The organism is Mesorhizobium sp., from assembly GCF_024509055.1.
GTDB lineage: Bacteria > Pseudomonadota > Alphaproteobacteria > Rhizobiales > Rhizobiaceae > Mesorhizobium.
Window position 1 is genome coordinate 1 of sequence record NZ_JANINM010000150.1, and the last position, 3851, is coordinate 3851.

General features: G+C 63.0%; 3 protein-coding genes and 2 pseudogenes. 3 read left to right on the forward strand and 2 right to left on the reverse strand.

The annotated features are described in order from the left end of the window. Positions 1–1226, reverse strand: a pseudogene (locus Q0L57_RS07755) (NAD-glutamate dehydrogenase domain-containing protein); the annotation flags it as partial. A gap of 128 nt (positions 1227–1354) precedes the next feature. Between Q0L57_RS07755 and Q0L57_RS07760 the strand changes: the two are divergent. The 3 genes from Q0L57_RS07760 (at position 1355) to Q0L57_RS07770 (ending at position 3461) form a co-directional block, all read left to right on the forward strand. Next, positions 1355–1918, forward strand: a complete 564-nt coding sequence (locus tag Q0L57_RS07760) for a peroxidase-related enzyme (RefSeq protein ID WP_296740605.1) — start codon at positions 1355–1357, stop codon at positions 1916–1918. A gap of 140 nt (positions 1919–2058) precedes the next feature. Next, complete coding sequence (locus Q0L57_RS07765) at positions 2059–2382, forward strand: hypothetical protein (RefSeq protein WP_296740606.1); 324 nt, start codon at positions 2059–2061, stop codon at positions 2380–2382. A gap of 455 nt (positions 2383–2837) precedes the next feature. Next, positions 2838–3461 carry a DUF1062 domain-containing protein gene (locus tag Q0L57_RS07770; RefSeq protein WP_296740609.1) on the forward strand — a complete coding sequence of 208 codons (624 nt, stop codon included), beginning with the start codon at positions 2838–2840 and terminating at the stop codon, positions 3459–3461. 49 nt (positions 3462–3510) lie between these two features. Here Q0L57_RS07770 and Q0L57_RS07775 read toward each other — a convergent pair. Further along, positions 3511–3851 (reverse strand): annotated as a pseudogene (locus tag Q0L57_RS07775) (translational GTPase TypA); the annotation flags it as partial.

Below are 3851 nucleotides of genomic sequence, written 5' to 3' on the forward strand. Positions count from 1 at the left end.
AAGCGGTCGAACTGGTCGACGCGCACCAGCGCCCTGACGCGCGGCCGCTCGATCAACCCCAGAATGGCGACTGCGTGCTTGCGCAGGATCGGCACCGGCACCTGGAAAAGCTCGTCGCGGGGATAGCTCTCCAGGATGTTGATCAGCGCCTTGCCGGAATGGTCGTGCGCATCGAAGCCGGATTTCGAGATCACGGTCTCGGCTTTCGAGCGCAGATACGGGATCTTCATCACCGAGCGCGTGTAGGCGGTCGAGGTGAATAGGCCGACGATGCGCAGCTCGCCCGCGAGCGCGCCTTTCGACGTGTAGGTCTTGATGCCGATATAGTCGAGATAGATGCGGCGATGCACCAGCGACTTGGCGTTCGCCTTGGTGACGATCAGCGGCTCAGGCCCATGCAGGAAAGCGCGGATTTCGGGCGTCGTCGTCACTGCCTCGGTGCCGCGCCGCAACACCAGCACGTCCGGATCGGTCAAGATGCCGAGGCCGGGCTTCTCGGCGCGCTCCAGCGTGCCGCTCTCCTCGCCACCGACATATTTGAACTCGCGCATGCCGAGGAAGGTGAAATTGTCGTCGCGCAGCCATTCGAGGAAGGCGATCGCCTCCGCGACGCTCTTCTTGTCGAGCGGCACGGCCGAGTAACGGAACTCGGAGATCGCCTGGTCGAGGCGGGCGAGCATCCGCTTCCAGTCGACGACGGCGGCGCGGACCTGGCTCAGCATCTTGCGCAGTCGCTCGGTGAGCGCGCTCGCCTGTTCGGCGCTCAGCCGCGGAATGTGGACATGCACGACGCTCAGCCGGTCGTGATCGTCATCCTCCTTGGCGCCGTCGCCGAGGACCTCGGCGACACCTGTCTTGCCATGGCGAACCGTGACGATCGGATGGGTGACCAGGGTCGGCTCGCCGGACGTCTCGGTAATCTCGCCGAGGATCGAATCGAACAGGAACGGCATGTTGTCGTTGACGACGGTGATGACCGTGATCGGGCGGCCGTCGCAGGCAACGCCCGAGTCGGCATCGACGGCGACGACGCTTTCGCCCTTCTTGTGGGCGGCAACGGCCCGGCTGGCGAGTTCGCCGGCGCGCTCCAGGGCGGTTGCGTCATACGCCGCAATGTCCTCGGCCGGGGCGCGGGCAAGCAGATAGTCGGCAAGCTTTCCCGATTTATCCGCCGCTTTGGCGGTGGCGGCAGCTTTCTTCTTCGGCTTGGATTTCACGCTGGCCATGACGCTTATTCCCTCCCGTGGCATGCTTTTGCGGCTATGGTAGCAGATGACCGCCGTTTGGCGACAAAGGTTTGACGACGCATTAAAAAATTCGAACCGACGCCATCGCGCCCGCCAGGAGAACGGCCATGACCGAGAAAATTACCGCGCTCGACCTCGTTCAGGCGGAGCTCAGCGAGGCGACGAAAGCCTATTTTGCCAAATGCGAGGAGAAGCTCGGCCTCGTCCCCAACGTGCTTCTGGCTTACGCCTTCGACGAGAAGAAGCTGCGCGCCTTCACCGAGATGTACAATGACCTGATGCTGGGCGAGTCAGGCCTCTCGAAGCTGGAGCGCGAGATGATCGCGGTCGCCGTCTCCTCCATCAACCACTGCTATTATTGCCTCACCGCGCATGGCGCCGCGGTGCGCCAACTGTCGGGTGATCCGGCGCTGGGCGAGGTGATGGTGATGAATTTCCGCGCCGCCGCTCTCTCGGCCAGACAGACGGCTATGCTCGAATTCGCGGTCAAGCTGACCGAGGAGCCGGCCAGGATCGTTGAAGCCGACCGCGCGGCGCTCCGCCAAGCCGGCTTTTCCGACCGCGATATCTGGGACATTGCCTCGACGGCAGCCTTCTTCAACATGTCGAACCGCGTAGCGGCGGCTGTCGACATGCGGCCGAACCCCGAATACCACGCCATGGCGCGGTGAAGCTCACTACATTAGACACAACTTATCATCGATTGCGTGTTCGCCGGTTTGGTCCGATGATCGAGGGGTGCGGCATGGCCGCATATCGCAAGGCGGCGTAGCCGCGTGCCGGTTCGACGCCGCTGACAACGGAGGAGAACATGACAAAATTTCTCTATGTCTATCATGGCTCCGGCAAGATGCCAGCCACCGAAGCCGAGCGCAAAGCGGTGACCGACGCCTGGAATGGCTGGTTCGGTAAGCTCGGCAAGGCCGTGGTCGACGGCGGCAATCCGGTCGGCATGTCGAAGACCGTGCTGTCCGGCGGCAAGATCGAGAACAATGGCGGCATCAATCCGACCGGTGGCTACTCGATCATCGAGGCCAGGGATATCGACGATGCCGCCGAGAAGGCAAAGGGCTGCCCGATGCTGGCGATGCCGAATTGCAGCGTCGAAGTAGCGCCAATCATCGAAATGATGTGAGGCTCGGGAGCGAACTGCGATCGCGGCCGCGCCTCCTGCCATCGCCGTGGCGCTGACGCGGTTGGCGATCTTCTTCGCCCGATTGTCTTTCGTTTTGAGGTTTGAGCCCACCCAACGCGACCGCCACGGCATTGACAACCGGCCGGACTTGCCGGCTCGTCGGCGCGCAGCTAGAAGGGCTGCACATACATCCATTTTGAGCATCACTTTGCCTCAGTAACCGCCGGTCTCGTCAACTCCCCGAAAGCACCGCAGGCACCGCATTCCGGCGCCGGCATCGTTTCATGTGTTCTTCAGGCGGCGATTCGAGACCGGTTTGGCATTGCTGAGCCGCCGCGCGTGATCCACGCCGACGCCTGATTTCCAACATTGCAGCCTTTCGCCACGCCGTGCCCGCATGGGCATCTCGGACAGTGCCCGCCTGACGGACTTCCCGACGGGAAGGACTTACCGGCTTGTCTTCTACCTTGTGTATCCGCTGGACGATCGCACCGGCGATCGCGCCTCGACCTCTCATCAACTGCAACCGCTGCGGCGGCATCAGGCCATACCGGTGCAGCGACAAATTCCGCGTCAATGCCAACGGCAAGCGCATCGACGCATGGCTGATCTATCGCTGCGTGGCTTGCGACAATTCATGGAACTTCACCATCCTGGAGCGGCGGAATCGGCGCGATATCGAGCCGGTCTTGCTCGCGGCGCTTGAAAGCAATGAACCGGCTCTTGCCCGCCGCTTTGCCTTCGACGCCGCCGCGCTGCGCGACCGGACCGGAAAGATCGAGGAGTTCGCGGACGTCGCCATTCGCAAACAGATTCTGGGAGGCGATCCGGAAGGCGCGACCGTGTTTTGGCTCGAGCTTCGGCTCGACGCCGCGACGCCGCTGCGGCTCGATCGGCTGCTGGCTGCGGAATTCGGCATTTCACGATCGAGGTTGCAGGGCTGGGAAGAGCGGAAACTGACCATCGAGCCGGACGGCATCAGGGCCTTGCGCAAGCCGGCGCGCGACCGCATGGCGGTTCGCGTTGATCTGTCCGGCGAAGCGGACCGCGACATCATCGTGGCTTCTGCGTGCCGCTGAAACTAAAGAGGGAGCACGCGCTCCCTCTTTGAAACCTGTCTGGAAGGCTCTAGGCCGCGCCCATCACCTTGGCCGACTTCTCGAAGCGCTTGCGCTCGTTCGGATCGAGATACAGCTTGCGCAGACGGATGGTCTTCGGCGTCACCTCGACCAGCTCGTCGTCCTGGATCCACGCCAGCGCGCGCTCCAGCGTCATGCGGATCGGCGGCGTCAGCTTCACCGCCTCGTCCTTGCCGGCCGCGCGGATGTTGGTGAGCTTCTTGCCCTTCAGCACGTTCACTTCGAGGTCGTTATCGCGGGAGTGGATGCCGATGATCATGCCCTGATAGACCTTGACGCCCGGATCGATGATCATCGGGCCGCGGTCTTCCAGGTTCCACATCGCATAGG

What these genes read in the sequence shown, in the direction of transcription:
- Q0L57_RS07760 (WP_296740605.1), top strand. Translation starts at nt 1,355, where the DNA reads ATGACCGAGAAAATTACCGCGCTCGACCTCGTTCAGGCGGAGCTCAGC.
- Q0L57_RS07765 (WP_296740606.1), top strand. Translation starts at nt 2,059, where the DNA reads ATGACAAAATTTCTCTATGTCTATCATGGCTCCGGCAAGATGCCAGCC.